General features: G+C 62.7%; 21 protein-coding genes and 1 pseudogene. 15 read left to right on the top strand and 7 right to left on the bottom strand.

The genetic code is table 11. The features are described 5' to 3' along the window. Positions 1 to 18 precede the first annotated feature (18 nt). Positions 19 to 921 carry a heme-binding protein gene (locus tag AC0L2O_RS01135; protein WP_473368394.1) on the bottom strand — a complete coding sequence of 301 codons (903 nt, stop codon included), beginning with the start codon at positions 919 to 921 and terminating at the stop codon, positions 19 to 21. 515 nt (positions 922 to 1436) lie between these two features. Here AC0L2O_RS01135 and AC0L2O_RS01130 point away from each other — a divergent pair. Next, positions 1437 to 2528, top strand: coding sequence for a phosphatase PAP2 family protein (locus AC0L2O_RS01130; RefSeq protein WP_473368393.1), 1092 nt, complete (start codon positions 1437 to 1439; stop codon positions 2526 to 2528). A gap of 113 nt (positions 2529 to 2641) precedes the next feature. On the opposite strand, the gene AC0L2O_RS01125 is transcribed toward AC0L2O_RS01130, so the two are convergent. Beyond that, on the bottom strand, positions 2642 to 3385 hold the full coding sequence (locus tag AC0L2O_RS01125; protein WP_473368660.1) for an SDR family NAD(P)-dependent oxidoreductase: 744 nt from the start codon (positions 3383 to 3385) through the stop codon (positions 2642 to 2644). A gap of 140 nt (positions 3386 to 3525) precedes the next feature. Here AC0L2O_RS01125 and AC0L2O_RS01120 point away from each other — a divergent pair, with 140 nt between their 5' ends. From AC0L2O_RS01120 to AC0L2O_RS01100, 5 genes and pseudogenes are all read left to right on the top strand, one after another. Beyond that, positions 3526 to 4296 (top strand): methyltransferase domain-containing protein, encoded by a 771-nt coding sequence (locus AC0L2O_RS01120; RefSeq protein WP_369725559.1) that lies wholly within the window; start codon positions 3526 to 3528, stop codon positions 4294 to 4296. Positions 4297 to 4495: 199 nt separating this feature from the next. Beyond that, positions 4496 to 5497: a DctP family TRAP transporter solute-binding subunit gene (locus AC0L2O_RS01115; protein ID WP_473368392.1), complete on the top strand. Its 1002-nt coding sequence runs from the start codon at positions 4496 to 4498 to the stop codon at positions 5495 to 5497. Positions 5498 to 5564: 67 nt separating this feature from the next. Next, positions 5565 to 6101 (top strand): annotated as a pseudogene (locus AC0L2O_RS01110) (TRAP transporter small permease); the annotation flags it as partial. Between the two features lie 243 nt (positions 6102 to 6344). Next, positions 6345 to 7628, top strand: a complete 1284-nt coding sequence (locus AC0L2O_RS01105) for a TRAP transporter large permease (protein ID WP_369726483.1) — start codon at positions 6345 to 6347, stop codon at positions 7626 to 7628. 255 nt (positions 7629 to 7883) lie between these two features. After that, a complete protein-coding gene (locus AC0L2O_RS01100) occupies positions 7884 to 9812 on the top strand; it encodes an alkyl/aryl-sulfatase (RefSeq protein ID WP_473368391.1) in 1929 nt (642 codons plus the stop codon). A gap of 162 nt (positions 9813 to 9974) precedes the next feature. Here AC0L2O_RS01100 and AC0L2O_RS01095 read toward each other — a convergent pair whose 3' ends face one another. Beyond that, complete coding sequence (locus AC0L2O_RS01095) at positions 9975 to 11045, bottom strand: glycosyltransferase family 4 protein (protein ID WP_473368390.1); 1071 nt, start codon at positions 11043 to 11045, stop codon at positions 9975 to 9977. A 283-nt stretch (positions 11046 to 11328) separates the two neighbouring features. Between AC0L2O_RS01095 and AC0L2O_RS01090 the strand changes: the two genes are divergently transcribed. From AC0L2O_RS01090 to AC0L2O_RS01075, 4 genes are read left to right on the top strand one after another with little or no spacing between them, the layout of a single operon-like run. Then, positions 11329 to 13092, top strand: coding sequence for an ABC transporter ATP-binding protein (locus AC0L2O_RS01090; RefSeq protein ID WP_409189674.1), 1764 nt, complete (start codon positions 11329 to 11331; stop codon positions 13090 to 13092). Positions 13093 to 13151: 59 nt separating this feature from the next. After that, positions 13152 to 15356, top strand: coding sequence for an amylo-alpha-1,6-glucosidase (locus tag AC0L2O_RS01085; RefSeq protein ID WP_369725555.1), 2205 nt, complete (start codon positions 13152 to 13154; stop codon positions 15354 to 15356). 22 nt (positions 15357 to 15378) lie between these two features. Then, entirely contained in the window at positions 15379 to 15900 is a 522-nt protein-coding gene (locus tag AC0L2O_RS01080) for a PRC-barrel domain-containing protein (protein ID WP_473368389.1), read from the top strand. Between the two features lie 23 nt (positions 15901 to 15923). Next, entirely contained in the window at positions 15924 to 17219 is a 1296-nt protein-coding gene (locus AC0L2O_RS01075; protein WP_369725553.1) for an MFS transporter, read from the top strand. 64 nt (positions 17220 to 17283) lie between these two features. Here AC0L2O_RS01075 and AC0L2O_RS01070 read toward each other — a convergent pair whose 3' ends face one another. From AC0L2O_RS01070 to fixL, 4 genes are all read right to left on the bottom strand, one after another. After that, positions 17284 to 17982: a helix-turn-helix domain-containing protein gene (locus AC0L2O_RS01070; protein ID WP_473368388.1), complete on the bottom strand. Its 699-nt coding sequence runs from the start codon at positions 17980 to 17982 to the stop codon at positions 17284 to 17286. Positions 17983 to 18085: 103 nt separating this feature from the next. Continuing rightward, positions 18086 to 18475: a response regulator gene (locus AC0L2O_RS01065; protein WP_409189670.1), complete on the bottom strand. Its 390-nt coding sequence runs from the start codon at positions 18473 to 18475 to the stop codon at positions 18086 to 18088. Positions 18476 to 18554: 79 nt separating this feature from the next. Then, positions 18555 to 19172, bottom strand: a complete 618-nt coding sequence (gene fixJ, locus AC0L2O_RS01060; protein ID WP_409189669.1) for a response regulator FixJ — start codon at positions 19170 to 19172, stop codon at positions 18555 to 18557. A gap of 3 nt (positions 19173 to 19175) precedes the next feature. Then, positions 19176 to 20693, bottom strand: a complete 1518-nt coding sequence (gene fixL, locus AC0L2O_RS01055) for a sensor protein FixL (protein ID WP_369725550.1) — start codon at positions 20691 to 20693, stop codon at positions 19176 to 19178. Between the two features lie 206 nt (positions 20694 to 20899). On the opposite strand from fixL, the gene AC0L2O_RS01050 reads away from it, so the two are divergent. From AC0L2O_RS01050 to AC0L2O_RS01030, 5 genes are all read left to right on the top strand, one after another. Further along, the gene (locus AC0L2O_RS01050; protein ID WP_473368387.1) at positions 20900 to 21733 is read left to right on the top strand and encodes a universal stress protein; all 834 of its coding nucleotides are present in this window, start codon (positions 20900 to 20902) and stop codon (positions 21731 to 21733) included. 37 nt (positions 21734 to 21770) lie between these two features. Continuing rightward, a complete protein-coding gene (locus AC0L2O_RS01045; protein WP_369725548.1) occupies positions 21771 to 22196 on the top strand; it encodes a CBS domain-containing protein in 426 nt (141 codons plus the stop codon). A 291-nt stretch (positions 22197 to 22487) separates the two neighbouring features. Then, positions 22488 to 22661 (top strand): hypothetical protein, encoded by a 174-nt coding sequence (locus AC0L2O_RS01040; protein ID WP_473368386.1) that lies wholly within the window; start codon positions 22488 to 22490, stop codon positions 22659 to 22661. Next, on the top strand, positions 22661 to 22861 hold the full coding sequence (locus tag AC0L2O_RS01035; RefSeq protein WP_473368385.1) for a hypothetical protein: 201 nt from the start codon (positions 22661 to 22663) through the stop codon (positions 22859 to 22861). The genes AC0L2O_RS01040 and AC0L2O_RS01035 overlap by 1 nt, the downstream gene beginning before the upstream one ends. A gap of 60 nt (positions 22862 to 22921) precedes the next feature. After that, a complete protein-coding gene (locus tag AC0L2O_RS01030) occupies positions 22922 to 24412 on the top strand; it encodes an nSTAND3 domain-containing NTPase (RefSeq protein WP_473368384.1) in 1491 nt (496 codons plus the stop codon). The last annotated feature ends 75 nt before the right edge of the window (positions 24413 to 24487 follow it).

The following is a 24487-nucleotide window of genomic DNA, read 5'->3' as shown; positions in this document are numbered from 1 at the left end:
TTCTCCGGGCGATGACTGTCACTTGACGGGTGGAAGGCCGGATACCGCAGCGGGCAACGGATTGTTCAGGCACTTGGGGTGGCCGAATCCGCTGGCGCTTTGACCGACGCCGCCCTGTCCGTTCGGCGCCTGACCCGTGCCGCCGGTACCGTCTCCGTTCGCGGCAATGTCGAAAATGATGTTGTCGGGATGGCTTGCATCGGCCACGCCCCCGACCCCCTGGAGTTCGTCGAATCCAAGGGCATGGCGGGTTCGCCACGCCACCATGTGGTCGGTGCAGGACGTATCGCCGCTGACGCCGACAGCGCCCACGCGCTGCCCGGCCTTGTAGAGCGCGAGCCCGCCGCCGAACACGTTCACGCCGCCGACGCGCTTGCCGATCATCGGGTCCGCGGTCGTGCCGAAGGCCTGGCTGTTGACCGGCGCCGGATTGAAATTGGCCTGCGTGACGCCGCTAAAGCCGGGGTGATTGCCATACGCAACCTCGGTGTCGACCGGATTGCTGTGCTGGAGGCCGTAGAGGCTGCCGCCGGGTTGAACGGCCGAGAACAGATTGGCCGTCGACAAAGCAAGGCCGGTCGGAAACGCACTTCCGGCGGGAGTCGCGTTGTGACCGAGGCTGAAATCATTGGCCGTGTTGGCTTTCTGCGCCGAAATCACGCGGCTGCCCAGCCATTGCGACGTGAACTGGCTGCCCGAGAATGCGACGGCGCAAACCGTGCCGTCCCGGTCGACGATTGTGCCCCACATGTTGAAACCAAGTCCGCCATTCGCGCCGCCTGTGGGCGTGATGGCACCGACCAGCGCCGAACGAAGCTGCGACAGATTGGGCAGCGAGCCGCAGTCTGCGAGAGCGGGACCGGCAACAAGCGTGAGGACGGCACTGAGGGAATATGAAAGCGCGCGCGGCTGGATTTTCATTGATTGCTCCTCTGCGTGATGAAATGCATGGGACGAGCGGATGATGCGGAGCAAGCCCGCATCTATTTTGGTCTGAAAGAGTTCGGTGAGGTTCACGCCCAGATCGAATTCAGAACGTCAGCAACCCTTACGTGAGACTTGCTGAAACAGTTTTGCCATGTGACGGGGTACCGTTGCGCGATCAGGATTTTGCAAGTGAGTGAGTTTTTGCTTTTCTTACAGATCGCGTTGATCGAGGGCGGGTGTTGCCAGACCTCTACCAATCGTTCCGTGATGGTGCCGCTTCTGCAGACACGTCAACATTGTCTCAACTCGCTTTGACCCTACCGGCGAGATCGCCTTTTCCCGCTTGCGAGCGAGATTTCACAGCAGGAACGCAGCCGACAACGTTTTGGAAACGCATTTTTCACCAACAATAACGGTAGCGCCAATCGTGAGATGCAACTCTACAGCGTAGGCGCTAAACTTGTGGGAGAACTGTCGTAAATTGCACGTGCGTTGGAATGGAAATTGGAATGTTCGGTGCGCCGCCTTTTGCGAGAGCAAATTGTGCTGTCAAGGAGGAGCGGCGCTTCCTCGCTCACGCCGAACGACGGATTGCGAACAGGTTGCTACTGGTCAACTGGAGCCTTGTGGCTGGATGTGCGCTGGCGCTCTGCATCGGGCTTGCCGTTTCAACCTTCACACTGGAAGGTTTGATGACGACGGAGGTCCTCACAGCTCCGGCGCTGGCGGTGGCCGGGTTGTGGCTCATGCGGTGGGGCTGGGGCGAGCGGCCGGCGTTCACCATGATCGCATTTGCGCAGATGGGTTGTTTCGTGATGTTCGCAGCGCCGCTGTCCTACATCGGCTTGGGCGCGGGGATGCCGCTGCAAGACGCGAGATTTGCCGAGCTTGACCGATTGCTTGGCCTGGATTGGCCTGCATATTTCCATTTTGCGATGGCCCGTCCGGAATTGCTGCTCTATGCCAAGGTCTTTTACGCAATGATCCTCATGCCGGCCTTCGGCGTCCCGGTTGTACTGGGGCTGACGGGGCAGTATATCCGTCTGCAGCAGTTCGTGATGGCGTCAACATTGGCGCTCTCCGTGGTGATTGTCGTCTCCTCCCTGCTTCCGGCGGTCGGAACCTATTTCGAGTTCGGGCTGCCCTCCGATACCGAGCTATTCCACGCGAACGGATATGGAGGACAGGCACGCGAGATACCGATGCTGCGCGATGGCACGTTGCGAGCTCTCAACATCGCGAAGCTCGGCGGCATCCTCACCTTCCCGAGCTTTCACGCTGCCACGGCACTTCTCAGCATCTGGAGCTTATGGAGCATTTGGTGGCTGCGGCCTGCCCTACTGATGCTGAATGCGGGAATGCTCGTGGCCACTCCGCTCGTCGGGGGGCATTACTTCGTGGATGTGATCGCGGGCGTATCGGTGGCTGCGCTGACGATCCAGGCATCGAAAGGCCTGACCGCGGTCTTCGTCGCAAGTCCGCTGGCGGTCTCGACGCCGCCGAAATCGGCGGCACCGGGCTGGCGGGTCGCGCTTGCCTTTGCCGCCATGTTTGTGCGGCCGCGCCGCCGCAACATGTCCCGGGATGCGATACGCCTATGAACGCCGGCTCTTGGCCCTCCACCGATACGCCAGCCCAATCTGGCGGCGTCCGCAGCCGAGAGCAGATCCGACATAGGCGTCTTCGCGGCTGATCGCTTAGCCGCCCCCGCGCCTCAAAACTGATACCGCCGCAAGCCGCCATCCACCGGGATCACCGTGCCCGTGATGTAGCGCGCCACCGGTGAGGCCAGAAACACCGCGAGTGCTGCCAGATCCTCCGGCTCGCCCCAATAGCCGACCGGGATCTCCTCTTCGGCAAAGCGCTCGCGATAGTCCGGCGGATAGTTGCGGCGAATCTGCTCGCTCATGATGCGGCCGGGCGGGATGCAGTTGATGGTGATGCCGTGCTCCCCGATCTCGCGCGACAGGCCCTTGGCCCAGGCGTGCACGGCAGCCTTGGCCGCGAATGCGGCGTTGAGGCCTTCCGGCTCGGACTTGCCGGTGATGTTGACGATACGGCCCCATTTGCGTGCGATCATTTGAGGCAACAGCGCATGCGCGATGCGGCGGTAGCTCGTGAAGTTCAGCGCGATCGCGTCGTCCCATTGGCTGTCGGGCGCATCAACCGGCAGCGGCCGGCTGCCGCCGGCATTATTGATGAGAATGTCGACATGGCCGAGCTCCCCGAGTGCGAAGGCCGCGATCCTTTCCGCCGCGTCCTTGGCCATCACATCTTGCGCGAACGGTGTGATCAATCCGCCGCCGATTTCCTGCGCCAGCTCTGCGAGCAGGTCGGTCCGCCGTGCCACGCCCACCACGCGGACGCCTTCTGAAGCCAAGCCCTTGGCGATGGCGCGGCCGATGCCGATGCTGGCTCCGGTAACGACAGCGGTTTTCGATTTGAGCCCGAGGTCCATGGTCACACGCTCTCTTGGTTGGTTCTTATTGCCGTTCGTTTCCTGCCCTGTCCGTGACGGGTTGATTTGCCCGACCGGGACGAGCAGTGGTAACCAAGAGAGACAGTGAAGGAAACACCAAAAAGAAAAGGCGCCAGCCGATGGTCTGGGATCCGCAGCAATATCTCAAATTCTCCGGCCACCGACTCCGGCCCGCAGTCGACCTGTTGATGCGGATTCCGGATTTTGCCCCGCGTGAGATAGCCGATCTTGGCGCCGGTGCCGGCAACGTCACGAAACTGATCAAGGAGCGCTGGCCGGATGCCACGGTGACCGGCGTCGAGGGCTCGGCCGAGATGGTAGCCGCGGGCCGGAAGGCGGCGCCGGACGTGCAATGGTCACATGAGGACCTGGGCCACTGGCATCCCGCCGGGCAATACGATTTGATTTACTCCAATGCCGCACTGCACTGGCTGCCCAATCACGCGGCACTGTTTCCATCGGTGATGGCAAAGGTCGCGCCCGGCGGCGTGCTCGCGGTGCAGATGCCGCGCAACTTCCTGGCCCCTTCGCATGTGCTGATCGGCGAGACCGCGCTGAACGGCCCCTGGCGGTCCAAGGTCGAACATCTCGTCACCCCGCCGCCGGTCGAAGCGCCGGCGTTCTATCACGACCTGCTTTTGCCCTTGTCGCAGAACATCGACATCTGGGAGACCGAATATCTCCAGGTGCTCGAAGGTGAGAACCCGGTGAAAGAATGGACCAAGGGCACCTGGCTGACGCGCTATCTCGACGTGCTCGAGGGCAATGAGAGGATCGCTTTCGAAGCCGCTTACGGCGAGCGGGTCGCAAAAGCCTATCCGAAGAATGCGGCGGGACAGACGCTGTTCCCGTTCCGGCGGCTGTTCATCGTCGCGCAACGCAAAGGTTAATTGCGCCGCCGCAATGCGACATAAGCGCTCGCTTCCTCGGGCCGGAGCGGGCGCCGGGTTGCGTATCCAACAGCGATCAAGCTAGCCTAGCTGCGGCAAATTGGGCTTAGGTCTAGTTGTTCGGTTGGTCGATTGCTGCCACTACTGAAATCGGAAAACAAAAAGAACCCGGTTTTAGAGGTTGTTGGGAGGTTACTTCATGCGCAAGCTGCTTCTTGCAGTCGCGGCCACGGCTATTCTCGTGGCTGCGCCTGCCGTCCAGGCCCAGAGCCCGATCATCATCAAGTTCAGCCACGTCGTCGCCAATGACACGCCGAAAGGCAAGGGCGCGCTCAAGTTCAAGGAACTCGCCGAGAAGTACACCGACGGCAAGGTCAAGATCGAAGTCTATCCGAACTCCTCGCTCTACAAGGACAAGGAGGAGATCGAGGCGCTGCAGCTCGGCTCGGTGCAGATGCTCGCGCCCTCGACCGCGAAGTTCGCGCCGCTCGGCATCAAGGAGTTCGAGGCGCTCGACTTGCCCTGGCTGTTCAAGGACGAACAGACCTATTCGAATGCGATGAAGGGCACGATCGGCAAGTGGCTGTTCCAGAAGTTGGAGGCCAAGGGCATCACCGGGCTCGCTTACTGGGACAACGGCTTCCACATGGTGTCGGCGAACCGCTCGCTGGCGAAGCCGGAGGATTTCAAGGGCCTGAAATTCCGTATCTCCGGATCGAAGATCGCCGACCAGTATTTCCGCATCCTTGGCGCGATCCCGCAGATCATGGCGTTCTCCGAAGTCTACCAGGCGCTCCAGACCGGTGTGGTCGACGGCTGCGAGAACACGGCGTCCAATTACTGGACGCAGAAGTTCTACGAGGTGCAGAAGGACATCACCGTGTCCTATCACGCGCATCTGCAATATGCGGTGATCGTCAACTCGAAATTCTGGTCCGGCCTGCCGCCGGACATCCGCGCCCAGCTCGACAAGGCCATGGCGGAGGCGACCGAGTACACCAACTCGATCGCGCGCCAGGAGAACGACGAGGCGCTGGCCGAGATCAAGAAGACGGGCAAGACCACGCTGCATTATCTGACTGACGCCGATCGCAAGGCGTGGCAGGAAGCGATGCAGCCGACTTACAAATGGGCCAAGGGCCGGGTCGGGCAGGAAGTGCTCGATCTTCTTGCCAAGGAACTCGACGTCAAGATGAATTGACGCGCGTTCCGGGGAGACAACAACGCAAACGGTCGGGAGTGAATGCTCCCGGCCGTTTCGCATCGATATGGGGGACTTGATCTTGCTTCGCGTGCTCAACCGTACGCTCAACCATCTGGAAGAATGGCTGATCGCGGCGCTCATTGCGGCTGCAACCGGCCTGATCTTCGTCGCCGTGGTGCACCGCTACGGCGCCGGCGAATCAATCGTTTTCTCGCGATGGGCCGCCGCGCACGGGCTGACCTGGCTCGCCACACTGTCGATGGCGGTGTTCACCTTCCTGTCCGAGCTGGATCTCTCCTGGGCGCAGGAGCTCTGCATCTACATGTTCATCTGGATGGCGAAGTTCGGCGCGGCCTATGGCGTGCGCACCGGCATCCATGTCGGGGTCGATCTCCTCGTCAACCGCCTGCCCGAACATTCGCGCAAGCAGGTGATCCTGTTCTCGCTGCTCTGCGGCGCGCTGTTCACCGGCATGATCGCCGCCTTCGGCGTCTCCTTCGTGCGCGAGATGTTCCACACCGGACAGCAGTCCAACGATTTGGAAGCACCGATGTGGTTCGTCTATCTGGCGATCCCGCTCGGCTCGGGGCTGATGTGCTTCCGCTTCCTTCAGGTCTCCTGGTTTTATTTCTGGACCGGCGAGCTGCCGCATCATGACGAGACCCGGGTCGAGGGCGTGGAGGCCGATATTTCGCCCGCGCTGCATCCGCAGCCGGCGGGTGCCGCAACCAGGGCGGCTGGGCGAAAAGTCTCGCCGCTCGGCGTCATCCTGATCCTGGCGCCGATCCTGATCTTTGCGATGTGCCTCGCCGAGAAATCGGGTGTGGTCGTGCTGCCGCACTGGCTGCGCGCGGTCACGGTGTTCGCGTTATTGATCGCGCTGATGCTGACCGGCATCCCGGTCTCGATCGCGCTCGGTCTCACCGTGATGACGTTCCTGTTCACGCTGACGACGGTGCCGATCGAAGCGGTCTCGATGAAGCTGTTCACCGGCATCGAGGGCTTCGAGATCATGGCGATCCCGTTCTTCATCCTCGCCGGCAATTTCCTCACCCATGGCGGCGTCGCGCGACGCATGATCAATTTCGCGACCTCGTTGATCGGGCACTGGCACGGCGGCCTCGGGCTCGCCGGCATCGTCGCCTGCGCGATGTTCGCGCTGGTCTGCGGATCGAGCGTCGCAACCGTGGCGGCGATCGGCGCCATCGTCCTGCCCGAGATGGTCCGTCACGGCTATCCGATGCGCTTCGGCGCCGGCATCATCACGGTGGCGGGGTCGCTCGGTATCCTGATGCTGCCGTCGATTCCGAAGATCGTCTACGCGGTCTCGACGAACACCTCGATCGGCGCGCTGTTCGTCGCGGGCCTCTTGCCCGGCATGCTGCTGACAACCATGCTCTGCATCGTGACCTGGTGGCTGGCACGCAAGCGCGACTATCCGCGGATGCCGAAGGCGAGCTGGGGCGAGACGCTGCACGCCTTCCGCGAGAGCATCTGGGGATTGATGCTCGTCGTCATCATCATCGGCGGCATCTACAGCGGCCTGTTCACCGCCACCGAGGCGGCCGCCATGGCTGCGGTCTACTCCTTCATCATCGCCGTGTTCGTCTACAAGGCGATCAAGATGGTGGACGTGCCGCGGGTGCTGCTGCGTGCCGCCAACACCAGCGCGATGCTGCTCTACATCGTCACCAACGCGGTGCTGTTCTCCTTCGTGCTCTCCAACGAGAACCTGCCGGCGACGCTCGCCGACTGGATCGCGGCGCAGAATCTCGGCTGGGTCGGCTTCCTGCTGGTGGTCAACGTGTTGCTGCTGCTCGCCGGCAACTTCATGGAGCCGAACTCGATCATCCTGATCATGGCCCCGATCCTGGCGCCGGCGGCCAAGAAGCTCGGCATCGACCTCGTGCATTTCGGCATCGTGATGGACGTCAACATGGAGGTCGGCCTCTGCCATCCGCCTGTCGGCTTGAACCTCTACGTGGCATCCATGATAGCGCGCATGCGCATCACCGATCTGGCCGGCGCGGTGATGCCATGGCTGCTGACGATGCTCGGCTTCCTCGTCATCGTGACCTATTGGCCGGATCTGACGCTATGGCTGCCACGGGTGCTGGGGATGCATTAGCGCGCCGCGAAGACGGTGCACCCTCGCCCCTTGTGGGAGAGGGTGGCTTCGCGACAGCGAAGCCGGGTGAGGGGTCTCTATCCTCACGAACAGCCTTGCGAGTGGAGACATACCCCTCATCCGGCGCTTCGCGCCACCTTCTCCCACAGGGGAGAAGGGAAGAGAGCGCCTGTGCGCTTCGCTTCGCCCTCCTCACGATGGCAATCACCCGCAAGATGCGGTTAGATGCCTGCAAAGGCCGGGAGGAAACAAATCATGACAGAGACCAGCAGCAAGCCGAAGGACGCGACGCCGTCCGTGATTGCGCAGCAAACGGCGATGTTGAACGCGTTGCCGTTTTCCGACACGCGGGATTTCGACGATGCCGCGCGCGGCTTTCTCGGCACCGTCGAGAACGCGAAGGTCACCAATGCGCAGGGGCGGACGGTGTGGAGCCTCGAGCCGTACGGCTTCCTCGCGGCCGAGCAGTCACCGTCGACGGTCAATCCCAGCCTGTGGCGCCAGTCGCGCCTCAACATGCATCACGGCCTGTTCGAGGTCGTGCCGGGCGTTTATCAGGTGCGCGGGCTCGACATTGCCAACATGACGCTGATCGAGGGCGACAGCGGTGTCATCGTGGTCGACACCCTGACCTCGATCGAAGGCGCGCGCGCTGCGCTTGATCTCTACTATAAGCATCGCGGCACCCGGCCGGTCGCGGCTGTGATCTTCACGCACACTCATACCGATCACTGGGGCGGTGCGCGCGGAGTGCTGGCGGAGGATGCGCTGGCGACGGACCGGGTGCCGATCATCGCGCCGAACCTGTTCATGGAGCACGCGGTCTCCGAGAACATCATCGCGGGGCCGGCGATGCTGCGCCGCGCGCAATATCAATTCGGTCCGTTCCTTGCCAAGGGTGTGCGCGGGCAGGTCGATTGCGGCCTCGGCAAGTCGATGGCGGCCGGTTCGGTCGCGCTGCTGCGGCCGACCGACCTGATCATGGCGACCGGCGACGAGCGCGTGATCGACGGCGTCGAATTCCATTTCCAGATGGCGCCGAACAGCGAGGCGCCCGCCGAGATGCACTTCTTCATCCCGCGCTACAAGCTGTTGAACCTCGCGGAAAACTGCACCCATAATTTCCACAATCTGCTGCCGTTCCGCGGCGCCGATGTGCGCGACGCGCTGGCCTGGTCGAAATATCTGGGCGAAGCCCTGCTGCTCTGGGACGGCAAGGCGGAGGCGATGTGCGGTCAGCATCACTGGCCGGTGTGGGGCCGCGAGCGCATCGGCAGCATGATCCGGCAGCAGCGCGATCTCTACAAATTCGCGCACGACCAGACCATCCGCCTGATGAACCACGGCCTCACCGCGGCCGAGATTGCCGAGACGATCCAGCTGCCGAAGAGCCTGGAGGGGGCCTGGCACGGCCGCGGCTATTACGGCCACATCCGGCACAATGTGAAAGCGATCTATCAGAAATATCTGGGCTGGTACGACGCCAACCCGGTCAATCTCCATCCGCTGCCGCCGGTGGAGTCCGGCAAAAAGTATGTCGAGTATATGGGCGGCGCGGATGCCATCCTTGCTCGCGCGCGGAAGGATTTTGACAAGGGCGAATTCCGCTTCGTGGCGCAGGCGCTGGGCCATCTGGTCTTTGCCGAGCCGGACAATGCGGCGGCGCGCGCGCTATTGGCTGATACGCTGGAGCAACTCGGCTATACCGCCGAGAGCGCGACCTGGCGCAATGCCTATCTGTTCGGCGCGCAGGAATTGCGCGAGGGCATGCCGAAGGCGGCGCCGCGCCCGCCGATGCCGCGCGAGACGCTCGCGGCACTGCGCACCGGGCAGCTGTGGGACGTGCTCGGCATTCGTCTCAACGGCCCCAAGGCCGAAGGCAAGCACATCGTCCTGAACTGGAGCTTCTCCGATACCGGCGAGAGCTTCGTGCTCAATTTGGAGAACTCGGCGTTGACCTATAGCGAAGGCGTGCAGGCGGAAAATGCCGATGCCAGCTTCACGCTGGCGCGGTCGACGCTCGACGAGGTGATCGCGAAGCTGACGAGCTTTCCGGAAGCCGTTGCCGCCGGCAAGGTCAAGCTCGCCGGAAACCCGATGCGGCTCGCCGAACTGATGGGCCTGATGGACGAATTCCCGCGCATGTTCGAGATCGTTGAGCCGAAGCGGGCCGTGGTGGTGTAGGGCGCTGTTGCAAAATTCAGCGTCGTCCCGGCGAAGGCCGGGACCCATAACCCCAGGGAGACGTCGTAGGGCGAGACTGGTCACTCCGAGTCTTCGCCAAACGGCGTCCTGTGGTTATGGGTCACGGATCTGCGCTTCGCTTGTCCGGGACGACAGCGACGGTTACTCCGCGCTGCTCACCAGCTTGATCCGCGGCGCCTGGGCCTCGGTCAGGCTGCGATACGCCGCCAGATAATCCAGCGCCATCCGGCGCGCCGTGAAGCGCGACTCGAACTGCCTGCGGATCGCGGCGCGGTCCAGTTGCGCAAGGCGCTTGACGACGCCCACCGCGCTCATGACGTCCTCGACCACGAAGCCGGTGAGGCCCTCGTCGATGATCTCCGGCACCGAGCCGCGGTTGAAGGCAACGACCGGCGTGCCGCAGGCCATGGCCTCGATCATCACCAGGCCGAACGGTTCCGGCCAGTCGATCGGCAGCAGCAGCCCGAGCGCGCCGCTCAGGAATTCCGACTTCTCGTGATCGCTGATCTCGCCGATGAATTCCACCAGCGGATTGTTCTCGATCATCGGGCGGATCAGCTCGTCATAATAATCCTGATCGGCGCGATCGACCTTGGCCGCGATCTTCAGCGGAATGCCGGATTGGACCGCGATCTTGATGGCGCGGTCGACGCCCTTTTCCGGCGCGATGCGACCGAGCACGGCGAGATATTCCTGCTTCACAAGCTTCGGCGTCAGCAGCTTCTCCGGCAATCCGTGGTGAATGGTCCTGATCCAATTGGCCTGCGGCACCGGCCGACGCTGCGCGTTGGAAATCGAGATCACCGGGACCTTCGAGAAATTGTGGAACACGGGCTGGTGCTCGGGCAGGTCGAGCCGGCCGTGCAGTGTGGTCAGGAACGGCGTCGGCTGCCGGTAGAATAGCGACCAAGGATAATAGTCCAGATGGAAGTGGAGGAAGTCGAACTCCTCGTCGTCACATTTCTGCCGCACCCGCTCCAGCATCACCATATGGAGCGCATTGGCGTCGCGCACGGAACCGTCGAGGCGGAGCGCCGTCGGCCAGGGTGCATCGAGTTTCCCGGAGGTCTGCGAATCGCCGCTTGCGAACAGCGTCACGTCGTGCCCCAGGGCAACCAGCTCTTCCGTCAACCAGTGCACCACCCGTTCGGTGCCGCCATAAAGCTTGGGTGGAACAGCCTCCGTCAACGGAGCTACCTGCGCGATGCGCATCTCACCATCTCCTCTGCGATCATGAACGTTGAAACCCCCGCCGTGTCGGGCACCGGCATGCCAATCAGGGAACGTTTACGCAGTTGCGAAGTTCCTTTCCACGAACGTTACTTCTTCGACACAGTGCAGCGTCGTCGCGATGATGCCATCTCCCGCTCTCAGATCGTCCGCATCCGCGTGTCGTGATGGCTTTGCCCGGGAACCGAGGCGAAGCGGTCGATGTTCAATCGACCAGTAAGAAAATTCGACATCATTTCCGATGTCATAACGGGGTCGCAGCCATATGGATCAACTCTCTGGATACGCACGCCGGCCGTTGGCCTTTGTGTTGCGCTATCTCCGGCACCGCCTCGCGTCGCATCTCGTGATCCTGACGGCTGTAGTTGCAGCGGTTGCCTGTTCGGTGGGCACGCAGTACGGCGTCAAATCCTTGGTCGACAGTTTGTCAGCCGGGGCCTCGCATGGCGGAAGCGTATGGCTGTCATTCATTTTCCTCATGTCGCTCATCGCCGCCGACAATTTCCTGTGGCGGATCGCAAGCTGGACCGCGAGCTTCACCTTCGTCCGCGTCACCGGCGATCTGCGCCGTGACATTTTTCGTCATCTCACCGGGCACGCACCGAGCTATTTCTCGGACCGCATGCCTGGCATGCTGACCAGCCGCATTACCGCCACATCGAACGCCGTGTTCACCGTCGAGAACATGGTGGTATGGAATGTGCTGCCGCCGTGCATCGCCACATTTGCGGCCATCGCCCTGATTGGAACCGTCAGTCCTTATATGGCGCTCGGGCTGATCGTGATCGCCGGCGGGATGGTAGTCGCGATGTTCCGCCTTGCCGCGGCCGGCAAGCCGCTCCACGACGATTTTGCCGACAAGGCGGCCGTTGTCGACGGCGAGATGATCGACGTCATCAGCAACATGCCGCTGGTCCGCGCGTTTTGCGGCATCGGCCACGAGCACGAGCGCTTCGACGCCACCGTCAATCGGGAAGTGACCGCGCGCGGGCGCAGCCTGCGTTACCTGGAGAAGCTGCGGCTCTTTCACGCCGGCGTGACCGTGGTTCTGACGATCGCCTTGATGGCGTGGGCGATCTCGCTGTGGCAGGACGGCGAGGCGACCACCGGCGATGTCGTCCTGGTCTGCACGCTCGGCCTCTCTATCCTCAGTGCCACCCGTGATCTCGCGGTCGCCCTGGTCGACGTCACCCAGCACGTCGCCCGGCTGACCGAAGCCATCGCAACGCTGCTGGTGCCGCACGAGTTGCGCGATCACCCCGCGGCCGAGCCGCTGGTGAAGAGCGGCGCCGCGATTGTGTTCAACAATGTCACCTTCGGCTATCCCGCCGGCGAGAAGATCTTTGAGCGGTTCAGTCTGCGCCTCCAGCCCGGCCAGCGCGTTGGCCTGGTCGGTCAGTCCGGCGGCGGCAAGTCGACGTTGTTCACGCTGCTGCAGCGCTTCTACGATACCGACGAGGGCAGCATCACCATCGACGGGCAAGACATTTCCAAGGTGACGCAGCAGAGCCTGCGCGAGGCCATCTCGGTCGTGCCGCAGGATATTTCGCTATTCCACCGTTCCATTCGCGAGAACATCCGCTACGGCCGGCCCAATGCGACCGACGACGAGGTGTTGCGCGCCGCGATCGCGGCTCGCTGCGATTTCATCGACAGCCTGCCGGAAGGTCTCGATACCATGGTCGGCGACCGCGGCGTCAAGCTGTCGGGCGGCCAGCGCCAGCGCATTGCGATCGCGCGCGCATTCGTGAAGGATGCGCCGATCCTGCTGCTGGACGAGGCGACTGCTGCGCTCGATAGTGAATCTGAAGAGGCGATTCGCGAGGCGCTGTCGCGGCTCATGCGCGGCCGCACCGTCATCGCGATTGCCCATCGCCTGGCAACGCTGCGCAATTTCGACCGGGTCATCGTGCTGAAGGCCGGCAAAATCATCGAGGATGGCGCGCCCGACCGCCTGATGCAGGGCCACGGTCCCTACCGCGAGCTGGTGACGCAGGAAATGAGCCGGCTCTCGAAGTTCGCCGCGTAATCCAACATCTGCGTTTGCGTTGGTGGCGTTTCGAAACACAGGCCGCAGGGGAGCAGCCGATGGCAGCCGAGGTCGTATCCAAGTTCGTCTCCGTGACGCGGACCGCGGAACAGGTCGCGGAGCAGCCGTTCTATATTTCGATGACGGGGCCCTCGGCACGGCCGCGGCGCTCGCTCAAGCACGACGACACCTTCATCGTGCTCGACAGCCACGGCGACATCGGCGCGTCCGCCGGCGGTCCCGACGGCTTGTTCCACCACGATACGCGCTATCTCGCGCGGCTCGAGCTCGTGCTCAACGATCTCCAGCCGCTGCTGCTCGGCTCGAATCTGCGCGACGACAATTCCGCCCTGACGGTCGATCTCACCAACCCCGACATTTACCGCGACGGAAGCCTCGTGCTGCAAAAGGATCTGCTGCACATCGTGCGCACGATCTTTCTGTGGCGCGGCTCCGCCTATCAGCGCATCGGCGTGCAGAACCATGGCGACCGCCGCGCCAGCTTCGAATTGACATTGCTGTTCGACAATGACTTCGCCGATCTGTTTGAAGTCCGCGGCGAGCGGCGCGAGCGCCGCGGCACCGGGGCGAGCCGTCTGCTGGGGCCGACCGACGTGTTGTTCGACTATCGCGGCCTCGACGATGTCGAGCGCACCACGGGGCTGCATTTCGATCCGCGTCCGTCGCGGCTGTCGGTCAACGCGGCCACGTGGCAGCTCGAGCTCGATCCGCATCAGTCGAAGTCGGTGTTCGTCGCCGCATCCTGCAACCGGCCGCTGACGCAGAAGCCGGCGCGGTTTTTCCAGGGCCTGCTCGCCCATCGCCGCGAGATGCGTCAGTCAACCATGGGTGCCGCCAGCATCGAGACTTCCAATAACATCTTCAACGAGGTGCTGTGCCAGGCGATGGCCGACCTCAACATGCTGATGACGCAGACGCCGCAGGGGCGCTACCCCTATGCCGGCATTCCCTGGTATTCGACGACGTTCGGCCGCGACGGCCTGATCACCGCGCTGCAGATGCTGTGGGTCGACCCGCGGGTGGCGAAGGGCGTGCTGCGCCGGCTTGCGCATTTTCAGGCCAGGGCAGTCGACCCGCTCGCGGACGCAGCGCCCGGCAAGATCCTGCACGAGATGCGCGGCGGCGAGATGGCGGCGCTGCGCGAGGTGCCGTTCTCGCAATATTACGGCAGCGTGGATTCGACTGCATTGTTCGTCCTGCTCGCCGGCCGCTATTTCGAACGCACCGGCGACGAGAAGACCTTGGCCGAGCTGTGGCCTGCGATCGAGGCGGGGCTTGCCTGGATCGACGGTCCGGGCGACCCTGATCAGGACGGCTTTGTCGAATATCAGCGCGCGACGGAAAAGGGGCTCGCCAACCAGGGCTGGAAGGATTCCTACGACGCGATCTTCCATGCCGACGGCCAGCTCGCGGAAGGCAATATCGCGCTTGCTGAAGTCCAGGGCTACGTCTATGCCGCCAAGCAGCTCGCCGCCCGCTGCGCGCTGCGGCTCGGGAAACCGGACCGCGCCGCGAAACTGGAGGCGGAAGCCAAGGCGCTGGCCGAGCGCTTCGAGAAAGCGTTCTGGTGCGAGGAGCTCGGCATCTATGCGCTCGCGCTCGATGGCAGGAAGCAACCTTGCAAGGTGCGGACGTCGAATGCCGGGCAGGTGCTGTTCAGCGGCATGATCCGCGAGGATCGCGCGCGCCTGGTCGCCGCCGAGCTGATGCGGCCGCACTTCTTTTCCGGCTGGGGCATCCGCACGGTTGCGCAAGGCGAGGTGCGCTACAATCCGATGTCCTATCACGACGGCTCGATCTGGCCGCACGACAACGCGCTGATCGTGCTCGGATTTGCGCGTTACGGGCTCAAGCATTCGGTGGCGCACATCTTCAAGGGCCTGTTCGATGCGGCGGCCTATATGGATTTGCGTCGATTGCCGGAATTGTTTTGTGGCTTCCGGCGCGAGAAGCGGCGCGGACCGACGCTCTATCCGGTCGCCTGCGCGCCGCAGGCCTGGGCCAGCGCGACGCCGTTCACGCTGCTCGAGGCAGCGCTCGGCATCGAGTTCGATGCCGCCCGCAGCGAGATCCGGCTGCGCAATCCTCATCTGCCGGTGTTCCTGAACGAGGTCATCCTGCGCGACCTGCGATTGGGCGATTCCAGCGTCGACCTGCGCATCAGCCGGCACGGCGACGACGTGGCGCTGGAGGTGCTGCGTACACGCGGTCAGATCCAGGTGTCGATCGTGCTGGCGCGATAGCGAGGCGCCGCGAGGAGGGTGCATGCGTCCGATCGGTTGGTTGGTTTTGGGTGTCGCGATCGTCGCGGGTTTGACGGGCGTGGTGTCGCGCGCCGCCGAGCCGCAGGGCAAGGCACCAAGCGAGACCAGCGCGCCCTCGGCGGCGCAGCCGCCGGCCTCGGTGGTGCCGGTCACGCCGAAGGATGCAGCGCCGCCGCCGTCGGTGACGATCATCGGCGCAAGCGACGCGCATGGTGTGCTTGGCCGTGAGGTGCTCAGCTCGGCGAACGAAAATATGGGTCGCATCGTGGATGTCATCGTCGATCGGAACGGGCACGTGCGAGCCGCCGTGATCGATTTCGGCGGCTTCCTCGGCGTCGGCAGCCGCAAGATCGTGGTCGACTGGAACGCACTGCGTTTCGGCAAGATCGTCAACAAGAAGGACAGCATCACGCTGGAACTGACCAAGGCGCAGGTCGCGGCCGCGCCTGAATACAAGGAAGATGCCCCGATGGTCGTGCTTGGCGCGTCCGGCAGCTTGCAACCCCTGCAAGCGGTTCAGTGAGGCTTGGGAAGGAATGGCCGCCGGTGCTGTTGTCGAGCAAGCCGAACCATTCAGCCGGCGATCGTGACCGCCACGTCAAGCAAGACAACGTTGCCGGCCTGCAATCCGTCGCGGCCATTCCGGCACCGTCGCGCCGCAGCCTGCGCGGCCTCGACTGGTTCATCTTCTTTCTCGCCGACGTGCAGACCGGATTCGGTCCCTTCATCGCGGTCTATCTGACGACACAGAAATGGACCCAGGTCGAGATCGGCCTGGTGCTGTCGATCGGCGGCATCGTCGCCCTGATCGGCCAAATGCCGGGCGGCGCGATCATCGACGCCGCGCGATCCGAACGTCTGGTGGCCGGGCTTGCGATCGTCACCATCGGCTGCTGCGCGCTCGCTTATGCCGCGCTGCCGATCTTTCCCGTGGTGGTCGCTGCGGCGACATTGCATGCGGCGGCAAGCTGCGTGCTGGGGCCGGCGATCGCGGCGATCAGCCTCGGTCTCGTCGGCCCGTTCGCGATCGGCGAGCGCCTTGGGCGCAACGCCCGCTTCGCGTCGCTCGGCAATGGCGTTGCCGCCGCGGTGATGGGCACCGCCGGTTATCTCCTGTCGAGCCGCTCGGTGTTCCTCGTTACCTTCCTGCTCGCGATCCCGACCCTGATCGCGCTGTCGCGCATCCGCGAGGAGGAGGTCGACATCGCGCGCTGTCACGGCGAGATGCCCCGCGAGGCGGACGTGCAGGGCGACACCAATGTCTGGCACCTGCTCCGGCAACGGCCGCTCATCGTGTTCGCATTCAGCGTGCTGCTGCTGCAGCTTGCAAATGCTGCCATGATGCCGCTGATGGCGAGCGCGGTCACGGCGCGCTCGAGCCAATGGGCGACAGTCCTCGTCGCTTTCTGCATCGTCGTGCCGCAGGCGATCGTCGCGCTGTTGTCGCCAACCGTCGGGCGCAAGGCGCAGCTCTGGGGCCGCCGCCCGCTGCTGTTGATCGGGTTCGGTGCGCTGATGATTCGCGGCCTGCTGTTCGCAACCGTACGCGATCCCTATCTGCTCGTGCTGGTGCAGGCATTCGACGGGCTCACTGCGGCGGTGTTTGCGGTGATGATCCCGCTGATCGTGGCCGACGTCGCCTTCGGCAGCGGCCATTTCAATCTGGCCCAGGGCATCGTCGGCACCGCGACCGGCATTGGCGCTGCGCTGAGCACGTCGCTCGGGGGCTATGTCAGCGACAAGTTCGGCAATGCCACCGCTTTCGTGGGGCTGGCGAGCGTCGGTGCGGCAGGTTTTCTGCTGATCCTGCTGGTGATGCCGGAGACCCGGCGCACGGCTTGAGTGCGCAAACGAAATGCCGGCCGAAACGGGTTCGGCCGGCCAGAGTGAGGTGGGGAGGATAAAATCAGGCGTCGAGATTGTGCAGGCGGGCCCGGTTGCGCAGGACGATCTGGCGGGCGCCCGAGAAGCCCAGAGTGCCCTGGGCGTGAAGCTGCGACAACGCGCGCGACACGGTTTCCAGCGTGAGGCCGAGATAGTCGCCGATGTCACGCCGGCACATCGGCAGCGCCATCATGCCGGCAACCGCAAGGCGGCGATCCATTTCGAGCAGAAAGGTCGCAACGCGCTCCATCGCAGTCTTGCGTCCGAGCAGCAACATATGATCTTCGGCGTGACGCAGCTCGCCCGCCGTCATTGCCCACAGCTTGCGGGCGACCTGGACGTCGGTGCCGGCAGCCTTCTCGAGGCTGGCGCGCTTCACGAGGCGCACGCTGGTGTCGATGATTGCTTCGGCGGCGAGGCGGTGGGTGGGGCCGGATTCGAGGCCGAACACGTCGCCGGGAAGATGAAAGGAGCCGATCTGGCGGCGGCCGTCGGACAGAAGCTTGTAGCTGCGGACTGCGCCGGTGACGACCTGGTAGACATATTCGGCCGGCTCGTCCTCGCCGTAGATCTCTTCTTCCTTGCGGTAGGAAAATTCGGTGGCGACAAGGCCGACATGGCCCGTGATCGCGCCGAATTGGTCGGAGACGGGGCGAGGAGGAGCAATCTTGCCACCGATCTCGGTGTTGATCGCCTGGGTGTTGAGTGTCTGGGTCAGCATCTGCGCCATCTCCGTTGTGATGGTGCATTGGTACGCGGGATCGTCCGGTCCGGAAATTTCGCGCGATATCTTAAGGGGAGGGCCTTACGTAGAATCCCGTAGGTCAGGTGTCCCGCCTCTCCTGGATGGCGCGGCGGATGCGCTTGAGCAGGCTCTCGTCAAGAAGCGGCTTGAAAATCACGTCCTTGACGCCTGCCGCCGCAGCCCGAGCCGAGATATTCCCGTCCGGATAGCCGGTGATCAGGATCACCGGCGTGTCGCCATAGGACCGGCGCAGGCGGCCGGCGAGCTCGATGCCGTTGATGTCAGGCATCTTGTAGTCGATGACATAGCAGTCCGCGCCCTCCTCGACGCCGCTCGCGTTGAGCAGGGTGGTCGCATTCTTGAAGGTTCGCACGGCGAAGCCGTCGGTTTCCAGCAGGAAGCGCAGCGACCCAAGCACAGCGGCATCGTCGTCGACGACGTAGACAGTTGGCTTTGCGGGTGACGACATCAGGGGCCGCTCAGGATCGAGCTATCACAATCATAGCTGGCCCTGCTAGCACAGGCCGGCGCCAGCACCTTGACCTGCCTCAATCCTTCAGCATGCCGGCCCGCATCGCCAGCCGCACCAGTTCCGACAGGCTGTTGGCTTGCATCTTGGTCATCACGTTCGCGCGGTAGACTTCGATCGTACGCGGGCTGATGTCGTATTCGCGGGCGATCAGCTTGTTGGAGAGGCCCGCGACCAGCCCCTCCATGACCTGGCGCTCGCGCGGGCTCAAGGAAATGACGCGCGCGGCGACGTCCTGGGCGACGGCCTCGCTCCTGGCTGCAGGCTCAGCCTGGCGGATCGCGGATTCGATCATGATGATGAGGCGGTCATCCTCGAACGGTTTTTCCAGGAAATCGATCGCACCAAGCTTCATCGCCTCGACCGCGAGCGGCACGTCGCCGTGGCCGGTCATGATCACGATCGGAAACGGGCTCGACTGCGCCTTCATACGCTTGAGCAGCTCGATCCCGTCGAGGCCCGGCATCCGTATGTCGGAAACGACGCAGCCGAAGGTGAGGCCGGCGAGGGCGTCGAGGAAGCCCTGTGCGTTGTCGAACAGCGTGACGCCGAAGCCGGAGGAATCCAGCAGGAAATTCAGCGAGTCCCGCATCGCCTCGTCGTCGTCGATAACGTAGACATGTCCCTTGGTCGTCATAAATCAGCTCTCGTCGGCTGCCGGTAGGGTGAAGCGGAATGTTGCGCCGCCCGTTGCATTGCTCTCGGCCCACATCCGGCCGCCATGAGCCTCGATGATGGAGCGGCTGATGGACAATCCCACGCCCATGCCGGTCTCCTTGGTGGTGAAGAAGGTCTGAAACAGATTTGAAGCGACGTCGCCCTGGAAGCCGGATCCGGTGTCGGACACCTCCACCTCGATCATGTCGTCGGCGACGCGGCTGTTGGCGACCACGAGCTCGCGCCGGGGCGACTGCGCCATCGCTTCCAGCGCGTTGCGGAACAGATTGACCAGGACTTGCTGGATCTGCACGCGATCGGCGAGGACGAGATCTGCGTCGGGATCGAGATTGAAGCGAAGCTGCACGTTCTGCTCGCGCGCGCCGGCAAGTCCAAGCGCGCCGGCTTCCTCGATCAGCTTGGACAGACTCTCGACCCGCTTCTCGGATTCCCCGCGCGAGACGAAGTCGCGCAAGCGCCGGATGATCTGGCCGGCGCGCAGAGCCTGCTCGGCGGCGCGATCCAGTGCGCTCTCGATCTTCCGCGTGTTCGGATCGGTGCTGCCGGCGAGCAGCCGCTGCGAGCCCTTCATGTAATTGCTGATCGCGGCGAGAGGCTGGTTGAGCTCGTGGGCGAGCGCGGAAGCCATTTCGCCCATCGCGGTCAGCCGCGAGACATGGACGAGCTCGGACTGCAGTTCCTGCAGCCGCGCCTGGGTCTGCTGATGCTCGGTGAGGTCGCGGACGAAACCGGTAAAGTAGGGCTCCCCGCCCGACTGCATCTCGCCGATCGACAGATGCATCGGGAAGGTGGTTCCATCGCGCCGCTTGCCGGTCACGATACGCCCGATGCCGATGATGTGCGGATCGCCAGTGGTGCGGTAGCGCGCGATGTAGCTGTCGTGGCGGGAGCGGTCCGGCTCCGGCATCATGATGCTGACGTTCTGCCCGATCGCCTCGTGCTCGGACCAGCCGAACAGGCGCTCGGCCGCCCTGCTGAAGAGCTGGATGATGCCGTGGCCATCGATGACGATCATGGCATCGGGAATGGTCTGGAGGATCGAGCGGAGGTGAGTCTCGCGCGTGCGCAGTGCTTCCTCGACCTGCTTCTCCTCGTCGATGTCGAGAAAGATGCCGCTGAGATGGCGAGCGGCGCCAGCCTCGTCCCGAATGAGGCCCGCCCGCGCGCGAATCCAGCGCCCCAGGCCTGAAGCATTGGCAAGTCTAAAGGAGACGTCGAAGCGGCCGCCATGCTCGGTGACGTGGTTGATCGCGCTCTCCACGCGCTCGCGGTCTCCGGGCTCGAGCCGCGAGAGCAGGCGCTGATAGCTTGCTTGTTGATCCGGCTCGACCCCGAGCAGGATTCTGGCGGTTTCCGACCATTCCAGCTCGCGCGTGCTGAGGTCAAGGTCCCAGGTGCCGACGCCAAAGCCTTCGATCCGGACGCGGAAATGCTCGCCGCGACTGTCGGTTGGCGGATGCGTCACGCGGGTCGGCGACAAGCGATTGCTCCCATTTTTCCGCGGTAGCGGGATGCGGTTCTGTTGCGGCAATGTCGCCCAAGGCCGGTCTGGAGGCAAGTTCCGATGTCCTGATTGCACTGGCGGATTTCCGGCCCCGCGACGGAGGGCGATTTTGATCTATCTCATCTTCGCAAACCGCGGCGGCCCTACAGTTCATGAAGCGCAGCCCCCAGCGGAGACTCCCGATGATATACGCGACCGTGATGGTCAGCCTGGCCCTCGACCAGCCCAACGAGGCACGTCTTCAGGTCGCGTGCGAGCTCGCCGAGCGATTCGAGGCGGGGATCGTCGGGGTTGCGGCGGCGAATCTCGCCCCGCCGATCTATTTCACGGATGGCGCCGCGGCGCAGGCGCTGATCAACCAGGAGGAGGCCTCGATCAACAGACGGCTCGCCGATCTGGAGGCGCAATTCCGCGTCGCGACGCGAAACCGCGGCGGACGCGCGGAATGGCGGAGCGCCATGGATTTTCCCGCACGGTTCGTGCTCGCGCAGGTACGATGCGCCGACCTCCTCGTCAGCGGCGGGCAGAGCCCGGCGTTCTCCGATGCTTTCGCGCTCGCAAGCCCCAAGGATCTGGTGATGCAGGCCGGTCGGCCGCTTCTCGTGGTGCCCGATCGGATTAACTGGCTCGATCTGCGCAGCGTGCTCGTGGCGTGGAAGGATACGCCGGAGGCGCGGCGGGCGGTGGCGGACGCGTTGCCGATGCTGCGCAAGGCGAGGGACGTCGCCATCGTCGAGATCGCGGAGCAGGACGACGATCGGTCGGCGGTCATGGCCCGTGTGGGCGACGTTGCCGCCTGGCTCGCCCGCCACGGCATCACCGCGACCGCGCGCGTCCCGGAAAACGCGGGAAATGAAACCGCCGCCGTGCAATTGGAGAATATCGCCGACGAGGTCGGCGCGGGCTTGATCATCGCAGGCGCCTACGGTCATTCGCGTTTCCGCGAGCTGATCCTGGGCGGCGTCACCCAATATCTGGTCACGAAATCCGCTCGCTGCGTGCTGCTGTCGCACTGACGGCCGGCGAACACAGACCAATCGAGGAGGACGCGCCGTGTACAAGTTTCTCGAGCAAACCGTCGGCGGCTACATGACGCGCAACGTCCGGACGGCCAGGCGCGATCTCGACCTGCTCGAGCTCAGCGAGATGTTCGAGCGCGACGATTTCAACAGCTATCCGGTCGAGGATGACGAGCAGGTTGTCGGCATCGTCACCAAGTTCGACATCCTGAAGTGCTTCGCCTTCACGCCGAGCCAGATGCTGCCGCGCTATCACGAGCTGATGGGCCGCAAGGTCGGCGACGTCATGACGCCCGAGTTCATCTATGTCAGCCCCGACACGCGGCTGACGCGCGTGCTCCAGATCATGGTCGAGCACCGCATCCGGAGCATCATCGTGCTCGACCACGCCCAGAAGCTGGTCGGAATCATCGCCCGCGAGGACGTCATCGCAGCCCTCAAGGCGAGCGCGCGGGATTGACTTTCTTCCTTCTCCCCTTGTGGGAGAAGGTGGTAAGTAAAACTGACATAGAATTCAATAACTTGAGCGTATGGTGTCCTTATAGTGTCCTAGCCAACTCTGGCGAAGTTCGCGTTCAGCCGAACCGTAGCTCCGCCAATGCAAATGATGGCCGCTTGCCGCGAGGCAGCAGATAGGAGGCTGCTCCCCGCGATGGCAAGTTAGGCGCGTCCGTCGGAAGTGGTGCACTTTTCGCAATTTGTTAAGGAATTGGACCCACTCTGTCGCGAGTTTTCGACGCGGGAGAGTTTCATGGTCATTTTCACCATCGCCGGTGCCGTTCTTGTCCTGTTGGAAGTTGCGGCGGCCCTCCTGAAGGACACGGATAAGAAGTTATTGCCGCTTGGGGGGTCGCAATCGTCGCAGATGGGAATAATCTTCGGGTTAGCGTTCGCTTTCCACGAATTGTTAGGAGTGCTTCGCTGATGGCAGTCGCGAATCGAATCTCCGTGTCGTTCAATGATCAGGAATTTACCACACTGGAGCGGCTGTCTGCACACACCCAGAAAACGAAAGCAGAATTAATCAGGACGATTGTGGAAGAATATCTGCGCGAGCATCCAGATCGCTTCCGCCGTGAGACAGCGATCCGTGTAAAACGTCAGAAGAATATTCTCTCTGACTAAATCATCATCTCCGGCAGCGCTGCTCCGCTTTGCTGCCTCCTCGATTACGAGAGGCATTCTATGACCATTAAACTGATGCTGGAGGAGGTCTTCAAGACAGAGGGCCTACCTGAATTCACCTTTGTCCCCCCGCCAAACTACAACGAAATACTGCTCGACATTCGCAATTCCCACAAGCCTGTCATCCTTGAAGGCCAATCAGGAACTGGCAAAACCACTTGCGTCCGTCACATCCTCGCTGAGCTGAACCCAGAGAACAAGCCGGAGTATCTAACGGCAAGAAATCCTGTACACGTATCTCGCATTGAGAAGGTGGCGCGCGAACAAACTCCCGGTCAATTTGTCATCGACGATTTTCATCGGCTCGCGACTGACCTTCAGGAAAGCCTCGCGAACGTTGCGAAGCTCGCGGCGGATTTGGGGATGGATGCCAATCTTCCGAAGCTGGTTATTATTGGCATCAACCAAATTGGCTCTGATCTCATACAGCTCGTCCCCGACATCGCCAAACGAACCGGAATACACAAGATCGCCCCTGGCACATCTGCTGACATCGATAAGCTCATCGAGAGTGGGTGTGAGCGGTTGAACATCAAAATACGCGGCTCCGGCACAATCTATGCTGAGACACGGGGTGACTATTGGCTTACCCAACAAATCTGCCGGTCGATCTGCACCGCAACTAACGTGATGAGCACGCAAGACGAAGCCCGGGAAATTGAATTCTCCATTGAAGATGTACGGCATCGAGTCGTCGATCAGCTTCGCTCCGCGTATTATTCAGCGGTCAAGGAGTTCTGCCGGGGCCAGCGATTCCGACCGAAGAACGATCCATACTTTAAACTGCTTAGAGCCGTTGGTCAGCAACACTCTTCCGTCGTAGATTTGACGGAAATGGCAAACGCGTTGCCGGAGGTACGGGGTAGCATCAACAACATTAAGGAACGGCGGCTTCAGGTTCTCATCGACGGCAAGCCAGCTGTAGCCCGCTCATTCTACTACAATGCAGAGACCAAGACGTTCGCGATTGAAGACCCTGCACTCTTCTATTTTGTAAAACACCTCGATTGGAATCAGCTCCGGCAGGACTGCGGATTTCGCGAGCATGACGGAGAAGACTTCGAATTTGAGATCGCCATCTCATTTGCAGGCGAGAACCGCCCGCTTGCTTCGTTCATCAACGAGAGTCTACAAACGTTGGATGTGCCTGTTTTTTATGACGAGCAATACGAAGCCAACTATCTCGGAAAAACGTGGTCCAAACAGTTTGCCGAAATTTTCGGCACAAAGAGCCGATACGTCTTGTGTATCCTCGACAAGCACTACGCGGCCAAGATTTGGCCGACCTTCGAGAAGGAACAGTTTTTGCCCCGAGTAGCCACGGAAAGTGTTTTTCCGGTATTTCTTGATGACACCAAGTTCGTTGGCATTCCGCACGACATCATCGGGATGAAATTTAGGTTCGACCCGACGGATGCCAATGACGCTGATTGGCCCGCCCGTGCAACGAATGAAATCGTCTACAAATTGATCGACAAGCTCTCTGAGTAGTATGCCCGTATGACCCGCTACGTCGGCAACCTGCCGCCAATGCCCGGCGTATTCCCGACCAACCGAGCGCCTGTG

It is taken from the genome of Bradyrhizobium sp. Kon10, assembly GCF_055807395.1.
This window is presented reverse-complemented; position numbering and strand designations above follow the sequence as displayed.

Excerpts from the sequence above, each read along its gene's own strand:
- AC0L2O_RS01135 (WP_473368394.1), bottom strand. The coding sequence starts at position 921 with ATGAAAATCCAGCCGCGCGCGCTTTCATATTCCCTCAGTGCCGTCCTC.
- AC0L2O_RS01130 (WP_473368393.1), top strand. The coding sequence starts at position 1,437 with ATGTTCGGTGCGCCGCCTTTTGCGAGAGCAAATTGTGCTGTCAAGGAG.
- AC0L2O_RS01125 (WP_473368660.1), bottom strand. The coding sequence starts at position 3,385 with ATGGACCTCGGGCTCAAATCGAAAACCGCTGTCGTTACCGGAGCCAGC.
- AC0L2O_RS01120 (WP_369725559.1), top strand. The coding sequence starts at position 3,526 with ATGGTCTGGGATCCGCAGCAATATCTCAAATTCTCCGGCCACCGACTC.
- AC0L2O_RS01115 (WP_473368392.1), top strand. The coding sequence starts at position 4,496 with ATGCGCAAGCTGCTTCTTGCAGTCGCGGCCACGGCTATTCTCGTGGCT.
- AC0L2O_RS01100 (WP_473368391.1), top strand. The coding sequence starts at position 7,884 with ATGACAGAGACCAGCAGCAAGCCGAAGGACGCGACGCCGTCCGTGATT.
- AC0L2O_RS01095 (WP_473368390.1), bottom strand. The coding sequence starts at position 11,045 with ATGCGCATCGCGCAGGTAGCTCCGTTGACGGAGGCTGTTCCACCCAAG.
- AC0L2O_RS01090 (WP_409189674.1), top strand. The coding sequence starts at position 11,329 with ATGGATCAACTCTCTGGATACGCACGCCGGCCGTTGGCCTTTGTGTTG.
- AC0L2O_RS01085 (WP_369725555.1), top strand. The coding sequence starts at position 13,152 with ATGGCAGCCGAGGTCGTATCCAAGTTCGTCTCCGTGACGCGGACCGCG.
- AC0L2O_RS01080 (WP_473368389.1), top strand. The coding sequence starts at position 15,379 with ATGCGTCCGATCGGTTGGTTGGTTTTGGGTGTCGCGATCGTCGCGGGT.
- AC0L2O_RS01070 (WP_473368388.1), bottom strand. The coding sequence starts at position 17,982 with ATGCTGACCCAGACACTCAACACCCAGGCGATCAACACCGAGATCGGT.
- AC0L2O_RS01065 (WP_409189670.1), bottom strand. The coding sequence starts at position 18,475 with ATGTCGTCACCCGCAAAGCCAACTGTCTACGTCGTCGACGACGATGCC.
- fixJ (WP_409189669.1), bottom strand. The coding sequence starts at position 19,172 with ATGACGACCAAGGGACATGTCTACGTTATCGACGACGACGAGGCGATG.
- AC0L2O_RS01050 (WP_473368387.1), top strand. The coding sequence starts at position 20,900 with ATGATATACGCGACCGTGATGGTCAGCCTGGCCCTCGACCAGCCCAAC.
- AC0L2O_RS01040 (WP_473368386.1), top strand. The coding sequence starts at position 22,488 with ATGGTCATTTTCACCATCGCCGGTGCCGTTCTTGTCCTGTTGGAAGTT.
- AC0L2O_RS01035 (WP_473368385.1), top strand. The coding sequence starts at position 22,661 with ATGGCAGTCGCGAATCGAATCTCCGTGTCGTTCAATGATCAGGAATTT.
- AC0L2O_RS01030 (WP_473368384.1), top strand. The coding sequence starts at position 22,922 with ATGACCATTAAACTGATGCTGGAGGAGGTCTTCAAGACAGAGGGCCTA.